19 protein-coding genes are annotated in these 23,663 nt (G+C 43.3%); 17 read left to right on the top strand and 2 right to left on the bottom strand.

Going from position 1 to position 23,663, the window contains the following annotated elements:
• Nucleotides 1–19 precede the first annotated feature (19 nt).
• The 11 genes from AC4HAL_RS07375 to AC4HAL_RS07325 all read left to right on the top strand — a co-directional run bounded on the left by AC4HAL_RS07375 (nt 20) and on the right by AC4HAL_RS07325 (nt 13,111).
• Nucleotides 20–3,745, top strand: a complete 3,726-nt coding sequence (locus tag AC4HAL_RS07375) for a phosphoribosylformylglycinamidine synthase (protein WP_491093646.1) — start codon at nt 20–22, stop codon at nt 3,743–3,745.
• A 131-nt stretch (nt 3,746–3,876) separates the two neighbouring features.
• Nucleotides 3,877–5,316, top strand: coding sequence for an amidophosphoribosyltransferase (gene purF, locus AC4HAL_RS07370; RefSeq protein WP_491093645.1), 1,440 nt, complete (start codon nt 3,877–3,879; stop codon nt 5,314–5,316).
• A 14-nt stretch (nt 5,317–5,330) separates the two neighbouring features.
• The gene (locus AC4HAL_RS07365) at nt 5,331–5,558 is read left to right on the top strand and encodes a hypothetical protein (RefSeq protein WP_491093644.1); all 228 of its coding nucleotides are present in this window, start codon (nt 5,331–5,333) and stop codon (nt 5,556–5,558) included.
• Nucleotides 5,559–5,570: 12 nt separating this feature from the next.
• Entirely contained in the window at nt 5,571–6,302 is a 732-nt protein-coding gene (locus AC4HAL_RS07360) for an alpha/beta fold hydrolase (protein ID WP_491093660.1), read from the top strand.
• A gap of 46 nt (nt 6,303–6,348) precedes the next feature.
• On the top strand, nt 6,349–7,374 hold the full coding sequence (purM, locus tag AC4HAL_RS07355) for a phosphoribosylformylglycinamidine cyclo-ligase (RefSeq protein WP_491093643.1): 1,026 nt from the start codon (nt 6,349–6,351) through the stop codon (nt 7,372–7,374).
• Nucleotides 7,374–7,928 (top strand): phosphoribosylglycinamide formyltransferase, encoded by a 555-nt coding sequence (gene purN / locus AC4HAL_RS07350; protein WP_491093642.1) that lies wholly within the window; start codon nt 7,374–7,376, stop codon nt 7,926–7,928. Before purM ends, purN begins: the two co-directional genes overlap by 1 nt.
• Nucleotides 7,928–8,245, top strand: a complete 318-nt coding sequence (locus tag AC4HAL_RS07345; protein WP_491093641.1) for a MazG nucleotide pyrophosphohydrolase domain-containing protein — start codon at nt 7,928–7,930, stop codon at nt 8,243–8,245. The genes purN and AC4HAL_RS07345 overlap by 1 nt, the downstream gene beginning before the upstream one ends.
• Nucleotides 8,242–8,802 (top strand): LOG family protein, encoded by a 561-nt coding sequence (locus AC4HAL_RS07340; protein ID WP_491093640.1) that lies wholly within the window; start codon nt 8,242–8,244, stop codon nt 8,800–8,802. The genes AC4HAL_RS07345 and AC4HAL_RS07340 overlap by 4 nt, the downstream gene beginning before the upstream one ends.
• A gap of 59 nt (nt 8,803–8,861) precedes the next feature.
• On the top strand, nt 8,862–10,409 hold the full coding sequence (gene purH, locus AC4HAL_RS07335; protein ID WP_491093639.1) for a bifunctional phosphoribosylaminoimidazolecarboxamide formyltransferase/IMP cyclohydrolase: 1,548 nt from the start codon (nt 8,862–8,864) through the stop codon (nt 10,407–10,409).
• Nucleotides 10,410–10,496: 87 nt separating this feature from the next.
• Nucleotides 10,497–11,255 (top strand): hypothetical protein, encoded by a 759-nt coding sequence (locus AC4HAL_RS07330; RefSeq protein ID WP_491093638.1) that lies wholly within the window; start codon nt 10,497–10,499, stop codon nt 11,253–11,255.
• 689 nt (nt 11,256–11,944) lie between these two features.
• Nucleotides 11,945–13,111, top strand: a complete 1,167-nt coding sequence (locus AC4HAL_RS07325; protein ID WP_491093637.1) for a LysM peptidoglycan-binding domain-containing protein — start codon at nt 11,945–11,947, stop codon at nt 13,109–13,111.
• Nucleotides 13,112–13,189: 78 nt separating this feature from the next.
• Here AC4HAL_RS07325 and AC4HAL_RS07320 read toward each other — a convergent pair whose 3' ends face one another.
• Together AC4HAL_RS07320 and AC4HAL_RS07315 are read right to left on the bottom strand one after the other, a co-directional pair.
• Nucleotides 13,190–14,026, bottom strand: coding sequence for an aldo/keto reductase (locus AC4HAL_RS07320; protein ID WP_491093636.1), 837 nt, complete (start codon nt 14,024–14,026; stop codon nt 13,190–13,192).
• A 63-nt stretch (nt 14,027–14,089) separates the two neighbouring features.
• The gene (locus AC4HAL_RS07315; RefSeq protein ID WP_491093635.1) at nt 14,090–15,205 is read right to left on the bottom strand and encodes a CdaR family transcriptional regulator; all 1,116 of its coding nucleotides are present in this window, start codon (nt 15,203–15,205) and stop codon (nt 14,090–14,092) included.
• Between the two features lie 498 nt (nt 15,206–15,703).
• On the opposite strand from AC4HAL_RS07315, the gene AC4HAL_RS07310 reads away from it, so the two are divergent.
• From AC4HAL_RS07310 to AC4HAL_RS07285, 6 genes are all read left to right on the top strand, one after another.
• A complete protein-coding gene (locus AC4HAL_RS07310; RefSeq protein WP_491093634.1) occupies nt 15,704–17,044 on the top strand; it encodes a GntP family permease in 1,341 nt (446 codons plus the stop codon).
• Between the two features lie 662 nt (nt 17,045–17,706).
• On the top strand, nt 17,707–19,047 hold the full coding sequence (locus tag AC4HAL_RS07305) for an enolase C-terminal domain-like protein (RefSeq protein ID WP_491093633.1): 1,341 nt from the start codon (nt 17,707–17,709) through the stop codon (nt 19,045–19,047).
• A 20-nt stretch (nt 19,048–19,067) separates the two neighbouring features.
• Nucleotides 19,068–20,195 carry an L-talarate/galactarate dehydratase gene (locus AC4HAL_RS07300; RefSeq protein WP_491093632.1) on the top strand — a complete coding sequence of 376 codons (1,128 nt, stop codon included), beginning with the start codon at nt 19,068–19,070 and terminating at the stop codon, nt 20,193–20,195.
• Nucleotides 20,196–20,232: 37 nt separating this feature from the next.
• Nucleotides 20,233–21,561, top strand: coding sequence for an enolase C-terminal domain-like protein (locus AC4HAL_RS07295; RefSeq protein WP_491093631.1), 1,329 nt, complete (start codon nt 20,233–20,235; stop codon nt 21,559–21,561).
• Between the two features lie 12 nt (nt 21,562–21,573).
• Nucleotides 21,574–22,482, top strand: a complete 909-nt coding sequence (locus tag AC4HAL_RS07290; RefSeq protein ID WP_491093630.1) for a dihydrodipicolinate synthase family protein — start codon at nt 21,574–21,576, stop codon at nt 22,480–22,482.
• Between the two features lie 24 nt (nt 22,483–22,506).
• Nucleotides 22,507–23,649 (top strand): glycerate kinase, encoded by a 1,143-nt coding sequence (locus AC4HAL_RS07285; RefSeq protein WP_491093629.1) that lies wholly within the window; start codon nt 22,507–22,509, stop codon nt 23,647–23,649.
• Nucleotides 23,650–23,663 lie beyond the last annotated feature (14 nt).

Raw genomic sequence — 23,663 nt, 5'->3', positions numbered from 1 at the left:
AAGGGTAATTTTTAGTGTTATGGATAAACGTATTTTTGTAGAAAAAAAGACTGATTTTCGGGGGAAAGCGGAAGCCCTTGTCAAAGAGTTGACACATCGTTTACAGTTGACAAGCTTGTCAAGCATCCGGTTGATTCAGGTGTACGATGTTTTTAATATTGACAAGGAATTATTAAAGTCAGCAGAGTTGCAGGTGTTTTCTGAACGCGTAACTGACTGTCTTTTAGATGAATCTGAATTAGTTGCGGCTCTTGACGATTTTGCTTTCTTTGCGATCGAGGCCTTGCCGGGGCAGTTTGATCAGCGCGCAGCAAGTGCGCAGGAAGCTCTTCTTTTGTTGGGGGGAGCTGACGATAGTGTTGTTCATACAGCCCAGCTTTACCTTATCAATAAGGATATTAAACCAGAAGAGTTAGAAGCAGTCAAAGCTTATCTGCTAAATCCCGTTGATTCCCGCTTTAAAGATATAAGGACTGATATTCAACCACAAGATTTCTCGTTCTCTGATGAGAGAATTATGACCTTAGATTTCTTTGACAACTATACAGCAGAACAGTTTACAAGTTATAAGGCTGAACAGGGTTTAGCTATGGAAGTAGATGATTTGCTTTTTATTCAAAATTACTTTAAAAAGTTAGGCCGTGTTCCTACCGAGACAGAGCTCAAAGTTTTGGATACTTACTGGTCAGATCACTGCCGTCATACGACTTTTGAAACTGAGTTGAAATCAATAGATTTCTCAGCTTCGCAGTTCCAATCACAGTTGCAGGCAAGTTACGAAAAGTATCTGGCCATGCGCCATGAATTAGGCCGTGATCATAAACCGCAGACTCTTATGGATATGGCGACGATTTTTGGGCGGTATGAACGGGCTAATGGACGTCTTGATGATATGGAAGTGTCTGATGAAATTAATGCTTGCTCTGTCGAAATTGACGTTGATGTCAATGGTGTCAAAGAACCTTGGCTTCTGATGTTTAAGAATGAAACCCACAATCATCCAACGGAAATTGAGCCTTTTGGCGGTGCGGCAACCTGTATCGGCGGGGCAATCCGTGATCCTTTATCAGGACGTTCCTATGTTTATCAGGCCATGAGAATTTCAGGTGCTGGTGATATTACAGCTGCAATATCTGACACTCGTACCGGTAAGTTACCGCAGCAGGTCATTTCAAAAACTGCAGCTCATGGTTATTCTTCTTACGGTAATCAAATTGGTTTGGCAACAACGTATGTCAAAGAGTATTTTCACCCAGGATTTGTGGCTAAGCGTATGGAGCTTGGGGCAGTTGTCGGAGTGGCACCGAAAGTTAATGTTCGGCGTGAAAAGCCTGCAGCTGGTGATGTGGTGATTCTTCTTGGTGGAAAAACAGGGCGTGACGGAATTGGTGGTGCGACTGGTTCGTCTAAGGTTCAAACAGCTGAGTCTGTAGAAACAGCTGGGGCTGAGGTTCAAAAAGGGAATGCACTTGAGGAGCGCAAAATTCAACGGCTATTTCGTAATGGTGACGTGACGCGTCTGGTTAAAAAATCCAATGATTTTGGAGCTGGCGGTGTCTGTGTCGCAATTGGTGAACTAGCTGATGGCCTCAATATTAACCTAGATAAAGTTCCCTTGAAATATGCTGGTTTGAATGGGACCGAGATTGCTATCTCGGAGTCACAGGAGCGGATGGCTGTTGTTGTAGCTCCTGAGGATGCGGATCATTTTGTGGAGGCTTGTGCCAGAGAAAATATTGCTGCCATTGTGGTGGCAACTGTAACTGAAAAGCCAAATCTTGTTATGACTTGGAGAGGTCGCACTATTGTTGATTTAGAACGCGCTTTTTTAGATACGAATGGTGTCCGTGTACAAGTGGATGCTAAGGTTATTGACAGTTCTGTCAAGTTACCAGAAAAGCGGATAACATCAGAAAAAACTCTTGAACAAGATACAATAGCTGTTCTTTCAGAACTTAACCATACGAGTCAGAAAGGGCTGCAAACTATTTTTGATAGTTCAGTTGGGCGCTCAACTGTCAACCATCCGCTTGGTGGCCGTTATCAAATTACTCCTGCTGAAAGTTCTGTACAAAAATTACCTGTCCAAGACGGTGTGACACGAACAGCATCGGTCATGGCACAAGGCTATAACCCTTACATCGCGGAATGGTCCCCTTACCACGGCGCAGCCTATGCGGTTATTGAAGCGACAGCACGTTTGGCAGCGACAGGAGCCAAGTGGTCACAAGCACGCTTCTCATATCAAGAATACTTTCAGCGTATGGATAAAATGGCGGAGCGTTTTGGTCAGCCAGTTGCAGCTCTTCTTGGTTCTGTTGAAGCACAGGTTCAGCTCGGTCTACCATCAATTGGTGGCAAGGATTCTATGTCTGGGACCTTTGAAGAATTAACCGTGCCCCCTACTTTGGTGGCCTTTGGTGTGACAACGGCTGATACAAATAAGGTGCTCTCCCCTGAGTTTAAAGCGGCTGGGGAAACTATTTATTATATTCCTGGACAGGCTCTCTCTGAGACGATTAATTTTTCAGGTATCAAGGGTAGTTTTGAATGCTTTTCAGAAATTCATGCCCAATATGAGCTATCATCAGCTGCAGCTGTTAAATATGGTGGCTTAATGGAAAGCTTAGCTCTTATGAGCTTTGGTAATCATATTGGAGCAAGTATCCATATTGACAAAGTTGACACTATCTTGACAGGTCAGTTAGGTGGCTTTGTTTTCACATCTTCTCAGGAAATTCCGGGCATTAAAAAGATTGGCCAAACACGTGGAGACTTTACACTGTCTGTCAATGGTGTAAATATCTCTGGTAGTAAGCTGTTAGCTGCTTTTGAAGGAAGGTTAGAAGATATTTATCCAACAATTTTTGCACAGAGTTCTGATTTTGGGGAAGTTCCAGCAGTTACAAAACCGGTGCCTGTAAGTGCATTAAAGAAAGTGAAAGAGCCACTTGTCTATATTCCTGTTTTTCCGGGGACGAATTCAGAATATGATTCCGCAAAGGCTTTTGAGCAGGCAGGGGCCAAGACCAACCTAGTTCCATTTGTTACTCTTAATGAAGTAGCTATTGAAAAATCGGTTGACACTATGGTTGACAACATTGCCAAGGCAAATATTATCTTTTTCGCCGGTGGCTTTTCAGCAGCAGATGAGCCAGATGGTTCGGCTAAGTTCATTGTCAATATCTTGCTCAATGCAAAAGTTCGCGCAGCTATTGACAACTTTATTGAAAGAGGTGGACTGATCATCGGCATCTGTAATGGGTTCCAAGCTCTTGTCAAATCCGGTCTTCTGCCTTATGGTAATTTTGAAAAATCTTCTAAGACCAGTCCAACTCTCTTTTACAACGATGCTAACCAACACGTAGCTAAAATGGTTGAAACCCGTATTGCCAATACCAACTCTCCGTGGTTGTCTGGCGTTGAAGTTGGTGATATTCATACGATCCCAGTTTCACATGGGGAAGGAAAATTTGTCGTCAGTCCAGAGGAATTTAACCAGCTTCGTGACAATGGGCAAATTTGGAGCCAGTACGTTGATTTTGACGGTCAGCCAAGTATGGATTCGCGTTTCAATCCCAATGGTTCTTACTATGCTATTGAGGGTATCATCAGTGAGAACGGCCAGATTATCGGTAAGATGGGACATTCTGAACGTTTTGAGGAAGGATTGTTCCAAAATATTCCTGGGAACAAAAACCAGTATCTGTTTGAAAGTGCTGCGAAATACTTTACTGGGAAATAAACATACAGTTTATATGCTGTACTGAACACGGCCTAAGCACTGTGTCAAAAAGGTAAAGCGCTTGGGAAATCAAGATTTCTGCCGCTTTCCCATTTTGACGGTGGCTTAATGGCCTTTGTATCGAGGTAAAAATGACATACGAAGTAAAATCTCTGAATGAAGAGTGCGGCCTGTTCGGAATTTGGAATCATCCTCAAGCCGCTCAAGTAACTTATTTTGGCTTACATAGTCTCCAGCACCGTGGGCAAGAAGGTGCTGGAATATTAACGAACGATCGAAAAATCCTAAAGCGTCATCGTGATGTTGGCTTGCTATCTGAAGTCTTCAAGAATTCAGATGATCTGGCTAAGTTAAAGGGGACAGGGGCTATTGGCCATGTTCGCTATGCGACGGCTGGTGAAGCCAGTGTTGATAATATTCAGCCCTTCTACTTTCGTTTTCACGATGGTGACCTTGGTCTGGCTCACAATGGTAACTTGACCAATGCTGTTTCCTTGCGGCGTGAACTGGAAGAAAAAGGGGCCATCTTTTCGTCAACCTCTGACACTGAGATTCTAGCCCACCTCATTCGCCATAGTCAACAAACAGATTTTATTGATAAGGTTAAAGAAGCGCTTAATACTATTAAAGGTGGTTTTGCCTATCTGCTCATGACTGAGGATAAACTGATAGCAGCTCTGGATCCTAATGGTTTTCGTCCCTTGTCTATCGGTCGTATGAAAAATGGCGCTTGGGTGGTGTCTTCTGAGACATGTGCTTTTGAGGTTGTCGGTGCCCAGTGGGTTCGGGATGTTAAACCTGGTGAACTTGTGATAATCGATGATGAAGGTATTCACTACGATAGCTATACGGCAGACACTCAGCTGGCTATCTGCTCTATGGAATATGTCTACTTTGCCCGTCCGGACTCGACCATTGCTGGTGTTAATGTTCATACAGCGCGCAAAAACATGGGTAAACGTTTGGCTCAGGAATTTCATCAGCAGGCGGATATTGTCGTTGGCGTGCCTAATTCTTCTTTATCAGCAGCCATGGGCTTTTCAGAAGAATCTGGCTTACCAAATGAAATGGGGCTGATCAAAAACCAGTACACTCAGCGTACCTTTATCCAGCCAACGCAGGAACTGCGGGAGCAAGGGGTACGCATGAAGTTGTCAGCCGTTTCCGGTGTGGTTAAGGGCAAGCGCGTGGTTATGATCGATGACTCTATTGTTCGTGGAACGACCAGTCGCCGGATTGTGCAGCTTCTTCGTGAAGCGGGGGCAGCAGAAGTGCATGTGGCTATTGCCAGCCCGCCTTTAGCCTATCCATGTTTTTATGGTATCGATATTCAAGATCGAAAAGAGCTTATCTCAGCTAATCATAGTGTTGAGGAAGTTCGTCAAATCATCGGTGCAGATAGTCTAACCTATCTGTCGAAAGAAGGTCTGATTGATTCCGTTGGCCTTGAAACCGATGCGCCCAATGGCGGTCTTTGCGTCGCCTACTTTGATGGTGATTATCCAACCCCTCTCTATGACTATGAGGAACGCTATCTGAAAAGTCTTAAAGAGAAGACGAATTTTTTCTAGGGAGAAGGGATAGTTTGAATAAACGAAGGCGAGAGATTATTGCGCAGAACGCTGTATCAGAAATTCATACCTTTTCACTAGCAGGTTTTTCGCAGAAGGTGTTGATTGAAAGGGAAAATGCCACTCTTCCTCTTGTTATGACTTTGCACGGCGGACCGGGAGGTCCGATACCTTTTTCAGTTGGCTGTAGAGGTTTGTTTCCCCAATTTACCAGTCAGTTTATCATGGTTTACTGGGATTAGCTAGGTTGCGGGATAAACAATTATCCCATTGATGAATGTTTTAAAATTAGTACTTTTATTGATATGACCAGAGACCTCATAGAAGAGGTTAAAAAGTTGTTCCCTAACAATCCACTTTATCTGTTTAGTATGTCCTGGGGTTCTGTACTCAGTGCTCTAGTGGCGAGTCAGTATCCACAACTCGTAGATGGTGTTGTCGTTTCAGGACAAGTTATTAATGCTCTTTTTCTCTGTGATGAAGTGATAAATACACTGGCGGACTCCGCTATCCCCAAAAGAAAACTTGATAGGATTCGTCAAATAACTGCTCAAACCCTTGCCACTAAAGACCTCCAATTGATTAGTTCTAGTATTAACAAATATACAGATGGTTATATCAATAAAAAAGGAAATAAAATTCCCACTTTTCCTATTATCTGGGGATTGTTGACCAGTCCTGATTATAGATTTCGTGACTTTAAGGCAATTGTCAATAATGGCTATTGGAAGAGTACTGCTCTTCCTCTCTGGCGTGAGCTCCTTCAGGTTGATTTGAGTGAAACACTTGAGTCTATAGCTATTCCTTACAGAGTTTTTCAAGGGGATACAGATATTGTGACATCAACGAAAACGATAAAAAAGTTAATTGGCCAAACGACAAATGATAACCTTCAATTAAGTATTGTCAGAAATACTGGTCATATACCAGGTGTTGATATGATGGAGAAGGTTTTAGAAAGTTTATCAAATTTGGCAAAATCCTAAGGTTGAAAGCTTAGGAGAATTGCCCATATTAAAAAGAGGAGAAAAGATGTCTGAAAACAAAAATGCTTACGCCCAATCGGGTGTTGATGTTGAGGCTGGTTATGAAGTGGTCGAACGTATCAAAAAACATGTTGCACGGACAGAGCGTCTGGGGGTCATGGGAGCTCTTGGGGGCTTCGGTGGCATGTTTGATTTGACGACAACTGGTGTTAAAGAGCCCGTCCTCATTTCAGGGACAGATGGTGTTGGAACCAAGCTTATGCTGGCTATTAAATATGATAAGCACGATACCATCGGTCAGGACTGTGTTGCCATGTGTGTCAATGATATCATTGCGGCAGGTGCTGAGCCCCTCTACTTCCTTGATTATATCGCGACTGGCAAAAATGAGCCGTCTAAATTGGAGCAGGTTGTTGCCGGTGTCGCTGAAGGCTGTGTGCAGGCTGGTGCGGCCCTTATCGGCGGGGAAACGGCTGAAATGCCTGGTATGTATGGCCAAGACGACTACGATTTAGCGGGCTTTGCGGTCGGTATTGCTGAAAAAAGTCAAATCATTAACGGCTCAAAAGTTAAGGAAGGCGATGTGCTTCTGGGTCTTGCATCTAGCGGTATTCATTCAAATGGTTATTCGCTTGTCCGCCATGTCTTTGCAGACTATACGGGTGAAGAAGTGCTGCCAGAATTAGACGGCAAAAAACTTAAGGAAGTCCTGCTTGAACCAACACGCATTTATGTCAAAGCAGCTCTGCCATTGATTAAGGAAGAGCTGGTCAATGGCATTGCCCATATCACAGGCGGTGGCTTTGTCGAGAATGTTCCTCGTATGTTTAGTGACCATTTGGCAGCTGAAATCGAAGAAGATAAGGTACCTGTTCTACCAATTTTCAAAGCTCTTGAAAAATACGGCGAGATCAAGCATGAGGAAATGTTTGAAATTTTCAATATGGGGATTGGTCTCATGTTGGCGGTAAGTCCTGAAAATGTGGATCGTGTCAAAGAACTGGTAGATGAAGTTGTCTATGAGTTAGGTCGCATTGTGGAAAAAACTGACGCTAGTGTGGTGATTAAGTAATGGGAAAAAAGATCGCAATCTTTGCTTCTGGGAATGGCTCCAATTTCCAAGTTATCGCTGAGCAATTCCCCGTTGAGTTTCTCTTCTCGGATCACCGGGATGCCTACGTGCTTGAACGGGCGCAGAACCTAAATGTTCTATCCTACGCCTTTGAACTTAAGGAATTCAGCAGTAAGGTAGACTATGAAACCTCTATCTTGGAACTCTTAGAGCAACATCAGATTGATTTGATTGTCCTCGCTGGATACATGAAAATTATAGGAACGACGCTTCTGTCGGCCTATCAGGGGCATATCATCAATATCCATCCAGCCTATCTGCCCGAATTTCCCGGTGCCCATGGTATCGAAGATGCCTGGAATGCAGGTGTTTCTGAGAGCGGTGTGACAGTTCACTGGGTGGATAGCGGTGTTGACACGGGCCAAATTATCAAACAAGTGCGCGTGCCACGCCTAGCTGATGACACCATTGAAACCTTTGAAGCTCGGATCCATGAGGCTGAGTATCAGTTGTATCCAGAGGTGCTGAGAGAACTTGAAGTTGAGGAAAAATAATGGATCTAAAAGATTATCAAAATTGGGTCAGTGCTTTTTATAAAAAGCGTCATTGGTATCAGTACAACCCCTTTATCCGCTGTAATTTTTTGACAGAAGAGGTCGGAGAGTTGGCGCAGGCTGTTAGAAAAAGAGAGATCGGTCGGGATAGGCCTGATGAGCTCGTTCAAGGTGATGCTGAAAATCTTGCTGATATCAAGGAAGAGCTGGGAGATGTGCTAGATAATATTTTTATTCTGGCCGATAAGTACCAAATTTCTTTGGAGGATATTATGGAAACCCATAAAAATAAATTGGAAAAGAGATTTGCACCATGAAAGTAACGGTTTATTGTGGAGCTAGCTTGGGCCATAAGGATATTTACCAAACTAAAGCCAGAGAACTTGGACAATGGCTGGCTCATAATGGTCATGACTTAGTTTATGGTGGCGGCAAAATCGGTCTTATGGGGCTTATAGCGGATACTGTTCTAGCGAATGGAGGTTATGCTCTAGGAGTTATCCCAAGTTTTTTAAAGGATAGAGAAATCGCACATTCCGATATAAATGAGCTAATCGTAGTTGATGATATGCCTAGTCGTAAGGCAAAAATGGTTGAACTCGGTGATACATTTATAGCTCTCCCAGGTGGCCCAGGAACCTTGGAGGAGATTACTGAGGTTATATCCTGGTCTCGGATCGGTCAAAATGACGGCCCTTGTATTTTATATAATGTATCTGGGTATTTTGATCGTTTACAAGACCAATATGATGATATGGTAAGGGAAGGATTTCTCAGTCAGGCAGACCGCGATAAAATTCTCTTCTCTGATAATTTAGTAGAAATAGAAGAATTTATAAAAACCTACCAAGCACCTAAAATCAGAAAATACTAATAGAATAAAAATAAGCAACATGGATACGATGCTAAAAAGTATCAATGAAAGGAAGAATCATGACTAAACGCGCACTAATCAGTGTATCAGACAAAGCGGGCATCGTAGAGTTTGCCCAAGAACTTAAAAAACTTGGTTGGGATATTATCTCAACTGGAGGAACTAAGGTTGCCCTTGATAATGCAGGGATTGCTACCATCGCTATTGACGATGTGACTGGCTTTCCTGAAATGATGGATGGTCGTGTCAAGACCCTTCACCCTGATATTCACGGTGGACTCCTAGCACGTCGTGATTTGGATAGTCATCTGCAGGCTGCAAGGGATAATAATATTGAACTCATCGATCTCGTGGTGGTCAATCTTTATCCTTTCAAGGAAACCATCCTCAAACCAGATGTCACTTATGCGGATGCTGTAGAAAATATTGACATCGGCGGACCGTCTATGCTGCGTTCGGCTGCGAAAAATCATGCCAGTGTTACGGTTATCGTGGATCCTTCGGACTATGCGGTGGTACTTGATGAGCTTAAAGCGGATGGTGAAACAACTTACGCCATTCGTCAGCGCTTGGCTGCTAAGGTTTACCGCCATACAGCGGCTTACGACGCACTTATTGCCGATTATTTCACAGCGCAAGTGGGTGAGACCAAGCCTGAAAAATTAACCATCACCTACGATCTTAAACAGCCTATGCGCTATGGTGAGAACCCACAGCAGGATGCGGATTTCTATCGATCGGCCATTCCGACCGAGTATTCCATTGCCTCAGCCAAACAGCTCAACGGTAAAGAACTCTCATTCAACAACATCCGTGACGCTGATGCAGCTATTCGTATTATTCGTGATTTTACTGATCGTCCGACGGTTGTTGCCCTCAAGCACATGAACCCTTGCGGTATCGGTCAGGCTGACACGATTGAAGGCGCTTGGGACAATGCTTACGCAGCTGATCCAGTTTCTATTTTCGGTGGTATTGTTGTGCTTAATCGTGAGGTGGATGCGGCTACTGCTGAAAAAATGCATAGCATCTTCTTAGAAATCATCATTGCACCGTCTTATTCAGATGAAGCGCTTAAGATTCTTAGAACTAAAAAGAAAAACTTGCGTATCTTGGAGTTACCATTTGATGCGCAAGAAGCCAGTGAAATTGAAGCAGAATACACCGGTGTGGTTGGCGGTCTCCTTGTCCAAAATCAAGATGTGGTCAAGGAAAATCCAGCTGACTGGAAAGCTGTCACCAAACGTCAGCCTGATGACCGTGAGCAAACAGCCCTTGAGTTTGCTTGGAAGGCCATCAAGTATGTCAAATCAAATGGTATCTTGATTGCCAACGACCACATGACTCTTGGCGTTGGCCCAGGTCAGACTAACCGAGTTGGTGCGGTTAAGATTGCTCTGGAACAGGCATCAGACCGTCTTGATGGGGCAGTTCTTGCCAGCGATGCATTCTTCCCCTTTGCCGATAACGTTGAAGAAATTGCAGCTGCAGGCATCAAGGCGATCATCCAGCCAGGTGGTTCTGTCCGCGACCAAGAAGTCATTGAAGCGGCGGATAGATACGGTATCGCTATGGTGTTTACAGGGGTGAGACATTTTAGGCATTGATAGAGAAAAATGATGAGCGGGACAGATACAATTGGTAGTAATACTATCGATGTGTCTGTCCCAGCCTCTTTTTAAAAAGGATTAGTTATGTTGAAGTATTTTAAGGAAAATAGGAAAGTTTTAGTCTTGCTTATTGTATTGGTTGTTATTTCTGGGCCGATATTTTCATTTATTTTATCTTCTATTTCTAGTTTGTTAGATACTAATTTAGGTGATTGGTTGAGCTTTTATGGAGCAATGACTGGTATTGTCATCTCACTAGTTGTTATTCATTTTCAGCTTTATTTAGAAAATGAAAAGAATCTCAAAAGGCAACGCCCAAAACTATTTTTAGAGTATGATTATCAAACTATTAAATCAGGCTGCTCTATTTATTATCATGATAAATATTGGTTTGGGTTAACCAATCGTAATACAAATACCAAAAAGCTGACAACACAGAATTTTAAAGAGTTCTATGCTGCAAAAGACAAAAAAGACAAAATTTTGTCAGTTGAAATTCAAAACAGTCGTCCTGTATTTGATCTTCAAATCCAATTTGGAAATCAAGGAAGCTACGCTCTTATTCCAAAATTAAGCGACAGTCAAAGGATTTATGTTGTATCAAGAGAACATCAAGAGGCGATTTTTAAGTTCTTGTTAAATGGCAGTAGGGGAGCGTCAGCGATTTTTACCCACGTTCCCCAGCTATTAAAAATTTATTATACAACTATCGCTGATGAAAAAATCTACCAAGAATACTCTGTCGGTATAAATGGCTACTGTAAATTAATTAAAGAAAAGTATAATGTAAGCTATCCAATCTTGCCAGAAGAAAGCTATATTTGTGATGACTTCATAAAATGATTGGTGTTTAAAAAGTCAATAGCTGCTGTTCGCTATTGGAATTGAATATATTCCCTATTTCAGCTGTTGACTCCTTTTTATAAATTTATGGGATCGGGAGTTTGACGGGAACATTAATTGAAAAGTTATACCAAGGGCATTAGGCTTCACTTCAAAAGTTGGATGATGTATTTTAAGAGGAGGACTGAGCTTCTGTATTGAACAGGAGCCAGTTTTTTAAGTTCTAGTTAGTTTATTTCTCGCGGCAGATTCCTATATCCAAAATGGAGGTAGGACGATGAAGTCGATTTATATAAAAAATTAACTTCTGTCCCACTCTCTAACGAACTGTGCAGGGATAAGACTTCTTGGCTTACCTGACTAGCCTTATCCCAACAACTGCGTCAAGAGCTTATTCTAAAAGAGGAATACTGGACGAGTTTTGCCCAGCCTCTGGCACATTATTGATAGATAGCTATTTAGGCAGTTTGTTTTTTAAAATTACTAATTAGTAGGGTATTACAAATAAGTCAAATGTTACAGCTATAATATACTTTTGTTAAGGCGAGCCGTTGAGGTGGATTTTTTGAAAATCTGTGATAGGATAGATAGCGTACTAAAAATGATTAGGTGTATTCGCTCCTTTGAATAGCGAACCTCTCCAATAAAACTCGGTTGATTGACTGGGTAGAAAGAAAGGGACTTATAACATGAAACTCAACAAAAAAATGCTATTAGCCTCAACTGTTGCTCTATCGCTTTTTGCAGCTGTTAATGTTAAGGCTGAAGAAGCTTTGGCAAACCAAAACTGGGCTCCTCGCTCAGTTGAAGAAGTTAAAATGGATCTTGTCAATCAAGGAGATACTAGCACTTATACTGTTAAAACTGGTGATACACTCAGCACCATCGCGCAAGCTATGGGTGTAGATGTCAATGTGTTAGCTAAGGTTAACCAAATTGCTAACATCGACTTGATTTATCCAGGAACGACTATTACAACGACTTATGACGCTCAGCACAATGCAACAGGTGTTACGATTGAGGGTGCGGGTGACAGTGCAAATGCAGGTCAGTCTGCTTCTGTCAATCTTTCGACCAATGAAGTGACTGTTGGTGATACAACGACTTCTTTAGATGAAGTTGAGACACCAGCCTCAAGTGAGACACCGGCGGTGAACACTGAAGTACCTGCGGAATATCCAGCAGCTCAGTCATCAGAAGCAACCCAATCTTCTGAAGTAGCAGAAGCGCCAGCTCCGGTGCAGTCAGAAGCGGCAGTTCCTCCAGCAGCGACAGAAGCAGCTGATACTAATGCTGAACAAACAGCCAGTCAGGCAGCTGAGCAAGCTTCAACAGCTGAGGCAGCTCCTGTGTCAGAAGCTAGCCAAGCAGAAGTTGTCGCTTCGGAAGCTCCAGCACAATCAGAGGCTCCAGCTGCTGAGGCGGCTCCAGAGGCTGCTGCTCCAGTACAAGAAGAAGTACAGCCAACAGCGACATCGGAAGCAGCTCAAGGAACTGGTGCGACCGTCGATACTACAGGTCTTCAGCCATCTGCAGCAGCTTTCGCTAATGATGTTGCCAACCGTTACGGAGCTACTGATATCGGCGGTGTTCGTCCAGGTGACTCGGGCGACCACGGAACAGGTAACGCTGTTGATGTTATGACCTATGACAATACTCAACTCGGTCAAGAAGTTGCTGATTACGCAACTTCAAACATGGAAGCTAATAATATCTCTTACGTGATTTATCAGCAAAAATTCTATGCTCCGACTGACAATATCTACGGTCCAGCTTACACTTGGAACGACATGCCAGACCGCGGTGATGCTACAGCGAACCACTACGATCATGTCCACGTATCATTCAATAACTAATTAGTGATTTAAGATAAGAAAGCACCTAACTGCATTCATAGCTAGGTGCTTTTTTGTATACAGGTCTAAAGCCAGATTTTATTCAATGTCCAGAGGAACTCGGTGCCGAGGCGCTGGGAACAGTTTGTTAAGTTGTTCCATAATGTCAGGAGTAAGCTTGATGTCTTGGGCAGCGATAAGTTCTTTCATGTGTGTCACTTGCCCAGTTCGGGGAATTGAGATCATATTGGGCTGGGCCAAAGTGAAAGCCAGTAAAAGTTGGTAAATATTGATATTTAATGCTTGGGCAATATCAGAGAGACCTTTATCGTGGAGTAATTTTCTTTGCAAGGATCCTGCTTGGGCTAGAGGACAGTAAGCAATCGTAGGAATATGATGCTGATCTTGAAAGGGTTTCAAACAGTATTCGATACCGCGGGAGCCTAGGTGGTATAAGACTTCATTAGCTTGGCAATGACTGCCTGCCGGCAAAGCTAAGAGTTCTTGCATATCTTCTAGGTCGAAATTAGAGACTCCCCAAGCTTTGATTTTTCCTTTGCTTTTTAAACGCTCTAACTCTGATATCGTTTCAGAAAGTGGAGTTCCTCCACGCCAGTGGTAGAGGTAAAGATCTAAATAATCTGTTTGTAGGGCTTTAAGTGAAGCATCGAGACTGATCTCCATATGCTTTTTGTTAGCATTTGAGGGCAGTACTTTGGAAATTAGGTAGAGCTTATCGCGATCGAAAGGCTGAATAGCCTTACCAACCAACCTCTCGGCCTTACCGTTACCATACATTTCTGCTGTATCAATAATGGTCACTCCCTTATCTAGGGCATACTGTAAGGCGGCTAGTTCTTCTTTTTCAGCAGCAGCCTTTTCTCCTAAAAACCATGTTCCGATTCCTAGGGCAGGCTGTAGTAGTAAATCATTCATAGTAGACCTCCATAAATACTGTGGAATTTGATTGAGGACGGCTCCTGTCTTGGATGAGTTGGCTTATTTTTGCATTTTGTAGAGAATAGAAGCTAGCTTTAGGATGAAAAAATCTGAAAGCTTTCTTGGGTCATGGCCGGTTTTCTCGGTAATTTTATTGAGCTTATACTGGACCGTGTTTTTGTGGATAAATAACTTTACAGCACATTTTTTAATGCTGCCGTTACAAGTCTCGTAGGTATCTAAAAGGGGTATCATGTCCTCTATTTCTTTTTGAGAGAGGTGGGCAAAAATCTTATCTAAGAAATACCTTTTATGGATATCAGCAATATTGTGTAGCACTAGTCCATACTCCATATCGGTGAATAAGAGCTCTCGTTTTTGGTAAAACGTTTTATTCCAGCCTAGGGCGGTTTTGGCCTGGCTGATGCTCCGATTTAACTCCTCTTTTCCTTGACCAGGCATGCCGACACCAAATAATAGAGATATCTTGTACTTCTTTTTAATGACACTCTCTATTTTTTTAATAATTTTGGAGGCAGCTGAAGGCTCTTTGAGCCGCAAGAGCACTAGAATCATATTTCCCCTAACTTCAAAGATAGCATCTTCATCTCCTAATAAGAGTTCTAAATCTAGATAAACATTAGAGATGTCATCAAAATACTGTTCAGTCAGACTGCCGTTGGGTAAACCGACGATAGCAGTATATTTTTTAGACGACAGATTGATACCGTAGAGCATTTCAACAGAAAAAGCATCGCTCTGATCATCATTTTGAATATAATCAATAATGTTTCGGTGGACATTGCGCCGGTTATAAACAAGTTCTCGAGCAGCATTATTCAAGATGAGGATTTTGGTCATCTCTTTAATAATTTGCCCATACTGAGAGACCTCCTCTTTTTTGCCGGTAATACCGATAACACCAACGATTTGGTTATCAATGTCAACTGGCAGGTTAATCCCTTGTTTGGCTCCCTCGTACTGGTTATCGAATTCAATAACGATAGGCTGATTTTTATCGAGAGCAAACTGCGCTCCTTCGTGATTGACTTGGCCGATGCGGTTGGGATCGGTGCTGGCAATAATGACGCCTTCAGTCGAAAAGAAGTTCAATTCTTGATTGATGATTTCCTTCATACGAGTCAGGATATCCTGAACGACACTAGCCTCAATCATAAATGTTTTTCCTCCCTCAGGTACTAGAGTCATTATACTACTTTTAGCATTAGTTTTTGTAATAAAAACGGACTATGATTAATTTTTAGGAAGAGTCTATTGCAGCCTATTTTGTTTCTTGCTTGCTAAGTCTAGATATTGCTTATATTATGCGGAAAAATCCTACAACTTCCCATTTATGCTATCTAAACGGATACCCTATAAATCTTAAATAGTATAAGCAGTTAGAAAAATTAATTTGTTACAGAGACTAAAAAATTAGGGGAAACTGCCTAGCAAACTATAGTTTGTGAAACGTTGAACATAAAAAGGAGAATGTGGTACCATGGAGCCATCGAATCTGAGAGTAAGCCTGCTATCGTTCTGTACCGGGTCAGTAGCGTTTACTCTTAAGCATCGCTGATTGAGAATGATATTACGGGGCAGATCATGGGAGAGTGTTTTGTTGCTGTTAATGGTTTTCTCGATGTTCAATTTTAATGCTAAAGGAGTACGATTATGGACAGTGGACTAATTAGCTTGTTAGGTGTTCTGGTTGCCTTAGCCTTTTTGATTTGGGGTTCTTATAAGCAGTTTCCTATTTTAATTTTAGGGCCAGTTGCCTCTCTTGTTGTCATTCTTTTATCAGGTCTGCCGGTGACAGAAAGTCTGACTAACGACTATGCATCAGCTTTTGCTGATTTTGCAAAAGATAACTTTTTAATTTTCTTGCCGGCAACCATTCTTGGTTCTATGCTTGGAGATTGTGGAGCGGCTCAAGATATTGCTAATAAAATCGCAGAATGGTCTCTAAAAATGGGAACTAAAAATGCTAAATTTTGGGTTTTGATGGGACTTTCCCTCATTACAGCTATTCTGTCATTTGGTGGAGTCAGTGGTTTTGTTGTTATCTTTACGATTGCTCCCATCTGTTTTCGGATTTTTAAAGAGTTGGACATTCCCTGGCATTTCATTATTGCTGTTGCGGTTTATGGTGGTTCTATGTGGACAGCTATCCTGCCAGGTTCACCGGCTATCCAGAATCTGATTCCGATGGAGACATTAGGAACCAAACCAACGGCGGCTCCTGTTCTTGGGGTTATCGCAGCTGGCGTATCCATCATCTTTGGGGCTTGGTACATTTGGTGGATGCTCAAACGTAATGAAAAGCGCGGAGAAGGTTTCGAAAAGACTGGGCATAAAATGGAAGAAGCTTCGCAAATTTTAGCCTTAAAGGCTATGGATAAAAAGACGACAACGCTAGATTTTATCAAAGCACTTGTGCCCTCTATTGTTCTGATTGTCGCTATGAATGTTTTTAATGTTCCTCCTTACCTTTCTTTGACTCTTGGCTGCTTGGCTTGCTTTACTCTCTACTATAATAAATTTGCTAACTTTAAAAATACCATGGCTGATGGTGTTAACTCAACGATGAAGTCTATCATGAATGTTGCCTCTGTTGTTGGTTTCGGTGGTATTGTTGCTGCGGCACCAGGCTTTGATTATCTGGTTAATAACTTGGACAAAATTCCAGGGCCACCGCTGATTCAATTAGCGATTGCGACGAACTTAATTGCTGGTATTACAGGTTCTGCTTCGGGTGGTGAAGCCATTTCGCTCAATGTTTTTGCACCGCGTTTTTTGAAGCAGGGTATCAGTGCAGATGTTTTGCACCGTATGGTTAATATCTCTTGTTACGGTCTGGACTCTCTACCACACAACGGTTCGGTTATCAACCGTCTCAACTATACTCACTTAACTCATAAAGAAGGCTACTATCATGAATTCTGGCTGGGAGCAGCTTTCCCTCTGCTGAATTCAGTTTTCATTGCTATCGTCGCTTCATTTGGTGTTGTTTAAAAATCAATTCTCAGTTGCGAGCTAGAAGCAACTATGAAAAACTGTAGCTGTTGCCGTCTGAGTGTTTACAGCTTAGGCTACTCTATCTAGTTTATATAAGGAGGCTGGGACAAAAAGTCCTGCTTCATTTAACTATTTAAGATATAGCAGTTTGATGCAATGGTTGGGAGTAAAGACTTGTTGGCTATGCCAAGAAGTATTACCCCCTGCACAGTTCATTAGATGCTTTAGAACCAATGAACTCCTGTTGATTGGCGTTTGTTATCAAGTGGAAAGCACTTAGATAACAATCCTCTGCCATATCTTAGTAACTGAACACGGGCTAAAAGCGTTGAGAAAAAGATAGCCTGCCTTATGCGTAAAGCGCATGGCCTCAAGCCTCCTATTTTCTTCTCGCTTTCTTAATGCCCTTAGTATCTTAAATAACTGAACACGAGCTGCGAGCTGTGTCAAAAAGATAGCTTCCCCTAGCGTCCTGTGGCGCTTCGTCGAATCTCCTATTTTGCCCTTGTTCGCTAACGCTCTTTGTATCTTGGTAACTGAACACGGCTACGACACTGTGCAAAAAGATAAAGACTTCCTAGATGCTAGGCATCTTCGTCAGCTTTCCTATTTTGCTATGTGTCGCTTACGCCTTTGTATCTTAAATAAAGGAGAAAAATATGGGTAAAGCACCGAAAGTCATTGAAATGGCTGTTTATCCTGTTGCTGGTCATGACAGTCCCTTGCTAACGTTAAGCGGCTGTCACGCTCCTTACTTTACAAGAAATATTGTTGTTTTAAAAGACGATAGCGGTAATCTTGGTATCGGAGAAATACACGGCGGAGAGCATATCACCAAGCAACTTGAGAGCTATAAGCCCTTTGTTCTTGGTGAACGTGTCAGTGAGTACCGTAAGGTTCTGACCAATATCCGCAGGAGCCGTGAAAGGGCTGTACAAGATACTGGTGAGGGTCTGCAGCAGCTCAACATCTCAAATTTAAAATTTGTGGTTCAATCTGAAGCTGCTATTGAATGCGCCATGCTGGATTTGCTGGGGAAATTCTTAGAGCTGCCTGTTGCTGCTCTTTTGGGCGAAGGCGGTATTCAACGTGATGAGGTTGAGTTTTTAGGTTATCTCTTTTACTCGGCGGATTCTTCTAAGATTGATTTACCCTATGAAAAGGGTGAAGGCGGCGACAGCTGGGAGTCGCTGCGCCGAACCGAAATGATGGCGCCTGAGGCGATTGTCAAACAGGCGCGTGTGCTCAAAGACAAATATGGTTTTAACAATTTTAAACTAAAAGGCGGCGTTTTATCTGGCGAAGAAGAGATGCAGGCTGTTGACGCTTTGAAGGCAGCCTTCCCAGATGCTCGCATTAACATTGATCCAAATGGAGCTTGGACGCTGGAAGAAGCGGTTACTCTGACACAAGACCGTAAAAATGTGCTGACTTATATTGAGGATCCTTGCGGTCCGGAACAGGGCCTCTCCAGCCGTGAAATCATGGCAGAATATCGCGATGCCACGGGAATTCCTGTGGCGACCAATATGATTGCGACCAACTGGCGGCAATTTCACCATGCTGCGGCTCTGCGCAGCGTCAATATTGTTTTAGCCGACCCGCATTTTTGGACTCTAAATGGCAGTGTTCGTATGGCCTATCTTTTGAATGAGTGGGGTCTAACTTGGGGCTCGCATTCCAATAATCATTTTGACATTACACTTGCGACCTTTGTACAGGTTGCAGCTGCAGCTCCAGGCAAGATTGCTCCGGTTGATACACACTGGATCTGGCAGGATGGTGAGTCCTTGCTCAAAGAACCGCTCAGCTTTATTGATGGGAAAATCAAGCTTCCGGATAAACCCGGCTTAGGTGTTGAGATTGATTTGGATAAATTAGGGAAGCAAAATGAACTTTACCATCAAATGGCATTTAAAGATCGTGATGATACCATTGCCATGCAGTATCTAGAAGAGGGCTGGCAGTTCGATCCTAATCGGCCGGTCTTCTGTCACTGATTATATGGAGGTTCGATTGTATGATAGATAAGATTACAAAAGTTGAAGTAAAGTTGATACGCGTTCCGCTCAAAAAGCCTGTCAGTGATGCCAAGGTTATCCAAGGTAAGCAGACACCCCTAAAAGAAGTCATGATTACAGCGGCTCTGATTGAGACGGAAGGCGGCTACACGGGAATGGGCTACACCTACTGCAAACGAAACGGCGGCCCGGCTCAGTATGCTCTATCGAAGGAATATGCACCCTTGCTATTAGGACAGGATCCTAACGATATCAGCCGCTTATGGAATAAATTATTGTGGTCTAGTATTTCCATCGGCAATACTGGTGTTGCTGTGCAGGGAATCACGCCTTTTGATATCGCTCTGTGGGATATTAAGGCTAAGCGTGCCGGCTTACCGCTGAGTAAGCTTTTGGGGCAACATAAAGAATATGTTCCTTGCTACAACACAACCGGCGGCTTTCTGCAGGACACGATTGACGAAGTGATTGCCCATGCCAATACGGTATTGGAACAAGGTGTCGGCGGTGTAAAGATCAAGGTCGGTCAGCCCGACTACAAAGATGATGTCAAACGTGTGGCTGCTTTGAGAAAGGCGCTGGGTGATGATGTTCCGATTATGATTGATGCTAATCAGCAGTGGGATGTCTCAACGGCCCTTAAGGCTGGTAAGTATTTTGACGAGTACAATCTGGTTTGGTTTGAAGAACCTGTGACCTGCCATGATGTTGAAGGGCACCTGCGTCTATCACAAGCTCTGGGGACACCGATTGCAACAGGAGAAATGCTGACCAGTTACGAAGAAGGCCTTCCTTTCTTTGATAAACGGGCTTTTGATGTTTGTCAGCTTGATGCACCGCGGATCGGCGGCATCACGCAGTTTCAAAAGGTGCTCCAGCGGGCTGAAGAAAATCATTTAGTCTTGGCGCCGCACTACAGCATGGAGCTCCATCTGCCACTAACAGCTTGCTACAGCGGCGATGCTTGGGTAGAACATTTTGAATGGTTTGAAACGGTTGGTCTTTTTGAAGAAAAAGTAGAATTGGTAGATGGCAAGATGAAAGTACCGACACGTCTGGGTCTGGGACTTACGCTCAATAAGGATGTTCTACCGGACTTACAAGTCGATGCCCAAGTATTTCAATAAAAAATAAATGAAAAAAGATGATTTCGGAGGATAAAAAATGTCAGTGCCTACAGTTGTTAAAATGGATGTTTACCCGGTTGCTGGATATGATTCTATGCTATTAAATTTAAGCGGAGCTCACGGTCCCTATTTCACGCGCAATGTGGTCGTCTTAGAAGACAGCTCAGGGAATCTGGGTGTCGGTGAGGTTCCGGGCGGCCAGAAAATTACAGATACTTTAGAAAAGGCTAAAGACTTAGTTGTCGGACGCAGCATCGGAGAGTACAAAAATATTGTCAAAGAAATTGGTCAGCAATTTGGCCAGCTTGACTCAGGCGGCCGAGGCCTCCAAACGTTTGATCTCCGGACAACTGTTCACGTTCAAACAGCAGTAGAAACGCCTTTGCTTGACCTTTTGGGTCAGCATCTTCAAGTACCAGTGGCTGCTCTTTTAGGAGATGGACAAGTTCGTGAAGATGTGCCTTTCTTGGGTTATCTCTTCTATGTTGCTGATCCTAATAAAACCGATCTTCCTTATCTACAAGGAGATGACGATTCCGATGACTGGGGTCGCCTGCGTCGCAAGGAAGCTATGACACCGGAAGCTATTGTTGATTTAGCCAAGGCTGCCTACAAGCGCTATGGCTTTAAGGATTTTAAACTTAAAGGCGGAGTTCTGGAGGGCAAGGAAGAAGCTAAGGCTATTAAAGCTTTGAAAAAAGAATTTCCAAATGCCCGTATCACTCTTGATCCAAACGGTGCTTGGTCCTTGAAAGAGGCCATTGAAATCGGTAAAGATTTAAAAGGCATTGCTGCTTATATCGAAGACCCTTGTGGGGCAGAAGATGGCTTTAGTGGCCGTGAAGTCATGGCCGAATTTGTCAAAGCTACTGGAATTCCGACGGCAACTAATATGGTTGCGACAGACTGGCGGCAAATGCAGCATTCTGTTGCTTTGCATTCTGTAACGATTCCGCTTGCTGATCCGCATTTCTGGACCATGCAGGGCTCTGTCCGTGTCGCTCAGATGTGCCATGATTTTGGCATGACTTGGGGCGTTCATTCCAACAACCACTTCGATATTTCCTTGGCCATGGTAGCCCATGCGGCTGCAGCAGCACCAGGCGATATCAATGCTTGTGACACGCATTATATATGGCAGGATGGCCAAGCTCTGTCAGAGAATCCTCATGTGATTAGGGATGGTCTTATCCATATTGCCAAAGATTCTGTTGGTTTAGGTATCAAACCTGATCTGGCTGCCATCAAAAAAGCCCATCAGCTCTACCTTGATAAGAATCTTGGCGCGCGTGATGATGCTCTGGCCATGCAATATTTGATTCCAGATTGGACGTTTGACAATAAAAAGCCAAGTTTAGTAAGATAGGAGATAATCTCAGTGTTTGATAAAGAAGATGTAAAAGGTATTATCGTCCCAATTATTACACCAGTGGACGACGATGAAAATATTGATGACGTCAAATTAAGAAAGATTGTTAATCACGTCATTGACAATGGGGTACACGGAATTTTGGCTTTTGGTAGTAATTCAGAATTTTACATGTTTGAACCGTCTGAGATGTTCCATGCCCTTGATGTGATGCTGGAAGAAGCTGCTGGCCGTGTTCCCGTTTATTTTGGTATCGGTGCTATCCGTACTCGCAAGTGCATTGAGCTTGCTCAAGAAGCTGCAAAAAGGGACATTGCTGCTGTATCCATTTTGAATCCGATGTTTATTAAGCCGACACCAGAAGCTTTATACCACCATTTTAAGGCTATTGCGGACAGTGTTCCTGATACGGCTGTGCTGATTTACAATAATCCTGGTCGCTCTGGCTATTCTGTTCCGCTGGATATTATTGTCCGTTTGGCTCACGATGTGTCCAACATTATCGGTATCAAGGAATCAAGCGGAGATATCACCTTTTGCAGTGAACTGGTCCGTCAGACTCAGGATGTCAATTTCCGAGTACTGACAGGCAAAGATACGGTTGTTTTTCCAGGTCTCTGTGTAGGTGCGGTTGGCAGTGTTTGCTCCACAGCCAATATGTACACTCACTTGGTCAGCAGTATTTATGATTACTATGTTGCCGGGGACTTTGCTAGGTCCTTAGAAGCTCAGTTTAAGCTCAATCCTATTCGCCTATCTCAAGATGCAGCAAGCTTCCCAGCTGCTACTAAGGATATGGCTAATCTGATGGGAATGGATGTCGGTAAATCAATTTTGCCGACAGAAGCAACAGTAGGCCCTGTCCTAGAAAAAATGAAAGAAGAAATGCGCCAAGGTGGTTTTCTTCCACCTGAATAAATAATATTAGCAGGAGGTATCTGTATGGGGAAAAGGATTGTCATTGCATCGGACTCTTTTAAGGGCAGTGCCAGTTCTAAAGAAGTTGGAACCTATATTTCTGAAGGTATCCGCAGCCTATATCCTGATTATGAGACGAAGATTTTTGCGATCGCGGATGGCGGAGAAGGAACGGTTGATGCTATTCTTGATGTTAATCACGGTGAGAGGGTTACGGTTTGTGTGCAAGGTCCGCTTGGTACCCCTGTCAATGCTTCCTATGCTATTATTGACGATGGAAAAACGGCTGTCTTGGAGATGGCATCAGCTTCTGGTATTACCTTGATTGCGCCTGAGTCCTTAAATGTGATGCAAGCTTCTACCTATGGTACCGGGCAGCTCATAAAAGATGCTCTGGAGCATGGTGTAGAACGTATTTACATCGGCATCGGTGGTTCAGCGACTAATGACGGTGGCTTGGGCATGGCATCAGCGTTGGGTGTCAGATTCTTTGATAGCCACCAACAAGAACTAGCAGCGACTGTTGAAAATTTAGGGGAAATAGCTGACTTGGATGCTTCTGCTATAAGGGATAGCTGTCGCTCGGTAGAATTACATATTCTATCTGATGTGACCAATCCGCTTTGCGGTGATAACGGTGCAACAGCGATTTATGGACCGCAAAAAGGTGCCACTGCTGACCTAATTACTGTTTTAGATGAAGGTCTTGCCAATTTTGCTGAGGTCATTAAGAAAAACTTGCAAAAGGATATTAAGGATATCCCGGGAGCAGGGGCTGCAGGCGGGCTTGGAGCCGGTCTGATGGCTTTCTTAGATGGGAAACCAGAGCGCGGTATTGATAAGATTCTGCAGATGATTCATATTGAAGAAGATATCAAGCAGGCGGACTTAGTTATCACTGGCGAAGGACGTATGGACGGCCAGTCCATCAATGGTAAGGCTCCTATTGGCATTGCTGCCATCGCTCAAAAATACCGTGTGCCTACGGTAGCTATTGTTGGTAGCCGTTCTTTAGACTTGGATGAAGTTTACCGTCAGGGTATAGCAGGTGTCTTTGATGTCGTTAATCGGCCAATGAGCTTGGAAGAAGCTATGGCTGATACGAGGAATTTAGTCGCTTCAGCCAGTCGCAATCTTATCAGTTTATTTGGTACATTGACCAAATAATTGATGATAACACC

The organism is Streptococcus sp. ELY_125 (genome assembly GCF_058314535.1).
The sequence above is the reverse complement of the archived record's forward strand: the minus strand, read 5'-3'. Positions and strand labels throughout refer to the sequence as shown.

Excerpts from the sequence above, each read along its gene's own strand:
- AC4HAL_RS07375 (WP_491093646.1), top strand. The coding sequence starts at position 20 with ATGGATAAACGTATTTTTGTAGAAAAAAAGACTGATTTTCGGGGGAAA.
- purF (WP_491093645.1), top strand. The coding sequence starts at position 3,877 with ATGACATACGAAGTAAAATCTCTGAATGAAGAGTGCGGCCTGTTCGGA.
- purM (WP_491093643.1), top strand. The coding sequence starts at position 6,349 with ATGTCTGAAAACAAAAATGCTTACGCCCAATCGGGTGTTGATGTTGAG.
- purN (WP_491093642.1), top strand. The coding sequence starts at position 7,374 with ATGGGAAAAAAGATCGCAATCTTTGCTTCTGGGAATGGCTCCAATTTC.
- AC4HAL_RS07345 (WP_491093641.1), top strand. The coding sequence starts at position 7,928 with ATGGATCTAAAAGATTATCAAAATTGGGTCAGTGCTTTTTATAAAAAG.
- AC4HAL_RS07340 (WP_491093640.1), top strand. The coding sequence starts at position 8,242 with ATGAAAGTAACGGTTTATTGTGGAGCTAGCTTGGGCCATAAGGATATT.
- purH (WP_491093639.1), top strand. The coding sequence starts at position 8,862 with ATGACTAAACGCGCACTAATCAGTGTATCAGACAAAGCGGGCATCGTA.
- AC4HAL_RS07330 (WP_491093638.1), top strand. The coding sequence starts at position 10,497 with ATGTTGAAGTATTTTAAGGAAAATAGGAAAGTTTTAGTCTTGCTTATT.
- AC4HAL_RS07325 (WP_491093637.1), top strand. The coding sequence starts at position 11,945 with ATGAAACTCAACAAAAAAATGCTATTAGCCTCAACTGTTGCTCTATCG.
- AC4HAL_RS07320 (WP_491093636.1), bottom strand. The coding sequence starts at position 14,026 with ATGAATGATTTACTACTACAGCCTGCCCTAGGAATCGGAACATGGTTT.
- AC4HAL_RS07315 (WP_491093635.1), bottom strand. The coding sequence starts at position 15,205 with ATGATTGAGGCTAGTGTCGTTCAGGATATCCTGACTCGTATGAAGGAA.
- AC4HAL_RS07310 (WP_491093634.1), top strand. The coding sequence starts at position 15,704 with ATGGACAGTGGACTAATTAGCTTGTTAGGTGTTCTGGTTGCCTTAGCC.
- AC4HAL_RS07305 (WP_491093633.1), top strand. The coding sequence starts at position 17,707 with ATGGGTAAAGCACCGAAAGTCATTGAAATGGCTGTTTATCCTGTTGCT.
- AC4HAL_RS07300 (WP_491093632.1), top strand. The coding sequence starts at position 19,068 with ATGATAGATAAGATTACAAAAGTTGAAGTAAAGTTGATACGCGTTCCG.
- AC4HAL_RS07295 (WP_491093631.1), top strand. The coding sequence starts at position 20,233 with ATGTCAGTGCCTACAGTTGTTAAAATGGATGTTTACCCGGTTGCTGGA.
- AC4HAL_RS07285 (WP_491093629.1), top strand. The coding sequence starts at position 22,507 with ATGGGGAAAAGGATTGTCATTGCATCGGACTCTTTTAAGGGCAGTGCC.